The organism is Pseudomonas sp. P4_C4 (genome assembly GCF_056402055.1).
Map to the genome: position 1 here is coordinate 1 of NZ_JBFUID010000122.1, position 4,280 is coordinate 4,280.

General features: G+C 55.0%; 3 protein-coding genes and 1 pseudogene. 2 read left to right on the forward strand and 2 right to left on the reverse strand.

What is annotated here, in order from left to right:
* The first annotated feature begins 176 nt into the window (after positions 1-176).
* Positions 177-1,367: an MFS transporter gene (locus AC1DXW_RS30765; protein ID WP_477760892.1), complete on the forward strand. Its 1,191-nt coding sequence runs from the start codon at positions 177-179 to the stop codon at positions 1,365-1,367.
* Between the two features lie 230 nt (positions 1,368-1,597).
* Here AC1DXW_RS30765 and AC1DXW_RS30770 read toward each other — a convergent pair whose 3' ends face one another.
* Entirely contained in the window at positions 1,598-2,773 is a 1,176-nt protein-coding gene (locus AC1DXW_RS30770) for a sensor histidine kinase (RefSeq protein WP_477760893.1), read from the reverse strand.
* An 849-nt stretch (positions 2,774-3,622) separates the two neighbouring features.
* Positions 3,623-4,012 carry a hypothetical protein gene (locus AC1DXW_RS30775; RefSeq protein WP_477760894.1) on the reverse strand — a complete coding sequence of 130 codons (390 nt, stop codon included), beginning with the start codon at positions 4,010-4,012 and terminating at the stop codon, positions 3,623-3,625.
* A gap of 36 nt (positions 4,013-4,048) precedes the next feature.
* Here AC1DXW_RS30775 and AC1DXW_RS30780 point away from each other — a divergent pair.
* Positions 4,049-4,280: pseudogene (locus tag AC1DXW_RS30780) on the forward strand (hypothetical protein); the annotation flags it as partial.

Sequence of the window (4,280 nt, forward strand, 5' to 3'; positions counted from 1 at the left end):
GAGGTGCGATGTCCAGAAGGCGCACAACCGGCACGCACCTGGCTGAAGAGGGAACTACAGAGGCAACGGCAGCTTCATTGATTTTTGCCGCTCTGGCAGGAACTTGGTTCGCCTGCGAGCACGACTAAACCGTTTTCTCAGTCTCTTCTTGATGCCGATGAGTGCAGGATGAAAACATGAGTAGCGGAAGTTCAAACACCAAAGCTGAGCGTTTTCGTATTCCGCGCACGATTTGGGCTCTTGGCTTTGTCAGCCTGTTCATGGATCTATCATCCGAGCTAGTGCACAGCTTACTGCCTGTGTTTTTGGTCACCACATTAGGTGCGAGTGCATTGGCCGTCGGAGTGATCGAAGGTATTGCCGAGTCGACCGCCATGCTCGTCAAGATATTTTCTGGTGCTATCAGCGACTTTATGGGCCGGCGCAAAGGATTGCTGTTGCTCGGATATGGTTTAGCCGCGCTGACCAAACCACTTTTTCCTCTGGCTCATTCCGTTGAAGTGGTCTTCACCGCACGCTTTCTGGATAGAATTGGCAAAGGCATTCGTGGGGCCCCACGAGATGCTCTGATCGCAGATGTGTCGCCACCAGAAATCCGTGGCGCCTGCTTTGGACTGCGGCAGTCGATGGATACCGTAGGGGCTGTTCTTGGCCCTGCTCTGGCCATCGTACTCATGTTATGGCTCGCAGATATACAGCTTGTCCTGTGGTTTGCAGTAATTCCGGCAGCGGTGGCTGTGGCTCTCATTGTCACAGGCGTAAAAGAGCCCACACACCTCCCCGGTGAACACAAATTTCGATCTCCAATTCATTGGAAAGTCCTGCACGACTTCTCCTCTGGGTATTGGTGGGTTGTCATAGTTGGAGGGGTGTTTACGCTTGCCCGTTTCAGCGAGGCGTTTCTGGTATTACGGGCGCAACAGACAGGCCTGTCGATCACTTGGACTCCACTGGTGATGGTGGTGATGGCACTTTTTTATACGCTGTCCGCTTATCCTGTCGGCTGGCTATCTGATCGCATCAGTCGCACCAAACTGCTCTGTGTGGGGATGGGACTACTCGTCCTGGCGGATTTGCTGCTTGCTCAGTCCAGTTCTGTCATTCCGATGATGTTGGGCATTGCCTTGTGGGGGCTTCATATGGGATTCAGCCAAGGCATTCTTGCCTCGCTGGTAGCAGATAAAGCTCCCACGGAACTCAAGGGTACGGCCTTCGGTATTTTCAACCTTGTCAGTGGTGTATGCATGCTGATCGCCAGCGTTCTTGCGGGCTGGCTTTGGCAAAGCATTGGGTCAGACAGCACTTTCCTGACGGGTGCGCTGCTTGCCACAACAGCTCTGTTCTTACTGTTATTCAAGAATCAGTAAGCGCAACCAAAAAAAGCAAAACAAATGGTTCTGAACGAACAGCTTACCGTTTTAGGCGTCACCCGTTGTTCCGGTTCTATGCGCATTCGACCTTGGCGGTGAAGGGCTGTTTCTGGCCGACCATTGCCTGTCGTGAAGTGTATAAAACGATCCAGTATAGCGGCCAGTCCGCCAGGCTATCGTCGGCTAGTAATGGACGGGCGATGGGGCTGAGTGAGGGGCAATCCAAGCTAATTTAAGGTGCGAGGAAAGGTTGCAGTGAATGTTGTACCGGCGGTGAGAGTAGAAGTTACAGCCACTTCGCCGTAGTGCGCCCTTACAATCTCCCGAACGATGAACAGACCCAACCCGACACTTCTGAGTTCGGCATTGTCATGACTGCCACGGATCATCGGTTCGAACAAGTCCTTGAGCAACTCCAGTGGTATGGGAGTACCGAAGTTGTGCACTGTAATAATGACCGCTTGATCTTCAACGCGTGTAGAAACGGTGACTTCGCTATCGGCGGCGCCGTAAGCGACTGCATTGGCGACCAGGTTGCCGATGAGCTGATAGAGCCGATCACTGTCGGCAGAAAAATCACCTTGCCCATACCGCAGATGGGTCAACTTATGCCCGGGAAAAGCCAGGCTCAACTCGTCCAGGCAATCGGCCACCAGTTCGTGTAGATCAACGGGTTTGGGCAGGACTGCGATACCTCGCCCGACTTGCGTCAAGGTGAAATCCAGCAGATCGGCCACCAGACGCTGTGCGCGCTCTACCGAGTGTGTGATGTGGCCAAGTATTTGTGCTTGTTTAGCATCCATCGCCCTGCGGCCCAGCAGTTCCGCCGCCATTTTTATCGCCGACAATGGGTTGCGCAGGTCATGACTGACAATCCCAATAAGCTGCTCGGCGAACAGGGCTCTGTCTTCAGCCGCAGCGTACGTGATACGCAACTTGTCCTGGGTCATATCCAGTACGCGTTGGTCCTTGAGGTGTTTCGCCAAATGCCTTTCGGCAAGCATTCGGGCATTGAGCAGTTCGCGCTCGTACCTTTGGCTAGCCGCGGCTTTGAACAGCGTCATTTCATGAAATATGCCAGCAGAATGCTCACAGCTGATGGCGCTGAGCATCAATGCAATGGAATGTCCGTTGTAGTGAACCAGATCGAACTTCACGTCAGCCACGACGCCCTGTATCTGCATGAGGGGCGCCCAGTACATCTTGTGGAACGTCCTTCCCTCGAGGCTCATCAAGTCCTGGATGTGACGACCGAGCAGCTCTTCTCGCCGGTAGCCTAACCAACGGCAGAACGTGAGGTTGACCTGTACGATCTCGCCATTTTCTGCGGTCAGCAGTAAGCCGCAGTCAGCTTCGTCGAAGAGAACGTCAGAACCGGGCTGCGACTCGTCATCTGCGGGCATTTGTATTCACTGACCAATGGGGCCGATATCTGAAAAATTATAGGTACGATTCGCGCAAGGACCCTCAAAATTTACCCCTTTCGCAGTGATTGGCCTCGACATTCGGGGGGGTACACCAGCTGTGAATGACCGTTTATGGCCGATTCTGTTGAAAAAGTCGGTCCGCCCAAACTGCCTGATCATTGACCGGTGAAAACGCCTTTTTTGCACGCTTCTACGTGAAATCTGAATCCGGAAGCCTCTGCCCAAAGTAAAGATTTCAATCTCGGACGCGCACTTTTCCGCTGAGCAAACCATGGCCGACTTTTTCAACAGAGTCGGCCGATTGCTACCTGTCGCGAAGGCCGCAAACCCAAAGCTGTCGCTGGCCAAAGGCAGAAATCGGCCCCGATCAGTCGCTCTATGCCAGCACGGGCAGGCGAGCCAGCGCCATGACTGGCTCTTTGATTCGACCCGGGTTCCCTAGGTAAATCCGAATGCCAGACTCCTGGTCTATCCCATTGAAAAACTCATCTCGTTAAACCAGCCGATCGGCTGAGGGGCGATGCTCCAATGGGTCAGGTTGAAGTTTTTGCTCAACGCATGCCTTGGTCCTGATACTGATTTGTTGAACTCGGGCTGAAAGCACTCATCTAACACAAACGTGGGAATATTTCCCGCGTAACGATACTGACTGGCTTTGAAGGATCGTGCGGAAACCGCAGTTGCTCGTTAATGCTGCAGATTTATGACCGAGCCGGTTGGCTGGCCGCTCCAATGGGCGACCGGGAACTCACTGGACATTGCGTTCGATACGGAGATGACGACGCAACTCCAAGCGGAGGTTGCAACATGCAGCTCAAAAAATGTTTATTGGCTCTGGCGATTGGCGGAGTCCTGTCGGCATCGACTGTCCTGGTGCCCGATTACATCGGTAGTTTCTCCAGCGTTTATGCCAAAGATGGCGGCAGTGGCGGTGGTCACGGTGGCGGTGGCTCCGGAGGCGGTGGTCACGGCGGCGAAGGCGGTGGCGGCCACGGTGGTGGCAGCGGTGGCTCCGGTAGTGGAGGCTCCGGAGGTGGCGGTCACGGTGGTGACGGCGGCGGTGCCGGAGGTGGCGGTCACGGTGGTGACGGCGGTGGTGCCGGAGGTGGCGGTCACGGTGGTGATGGCGGTGGTGCCGGCGGTGCCGGTCACGGTGGCGGCGACCATGGAGAGGGTGGCGATCATGGTGCAGCAGGCCATGGCGCTGACGGTCATGGAGGCCCGGGGCGCGGCGACGCTGACCATGGTGGTATGGCCGGGAACAGAGGCCCGGGCAATGCGCATGACAACGACAAGGCGAAAGACAACGACAAGGCGAAAGACAACGACAAGGCGAAAGACAACGACAAGGCGAAAGACAACGACAAGGCGAAAGACAACGACAAGGCGAAAGACAACGACAAGGCGAAAGACAACGACAAGGCGAAAGACAACGACAAGGCGAAAGACAACGACAAGGCGAAAGACAACGACAAGGCGAAAG

Excerpts from the sequence above, each read along its gene's own strand:
- AC1DXW_RS30765 (WP_477760892.1), top strand. The coding sequence starts at position 177 with ATGAGTAGCGGAAGTTCAAACACCAAAGCTGAGCGTTTTCGTATTCCG.
- AC1DXW_RS30770 (WP_477760893.1), bottom strand. The coding sequence starts at position 2,773 with ATGCCCGCAGATGACGAGTCGCAGCCCGGTTCTGACGTTCTCTTCGAC.
- AC1DXW_RS30775 (WP_477760894.1), bottom strand. The coding sequence starts at position 4,012 with ATGACCGTCAGCGCCATGGCCTGCTGCACCATGATCGCCACCCTCTCC.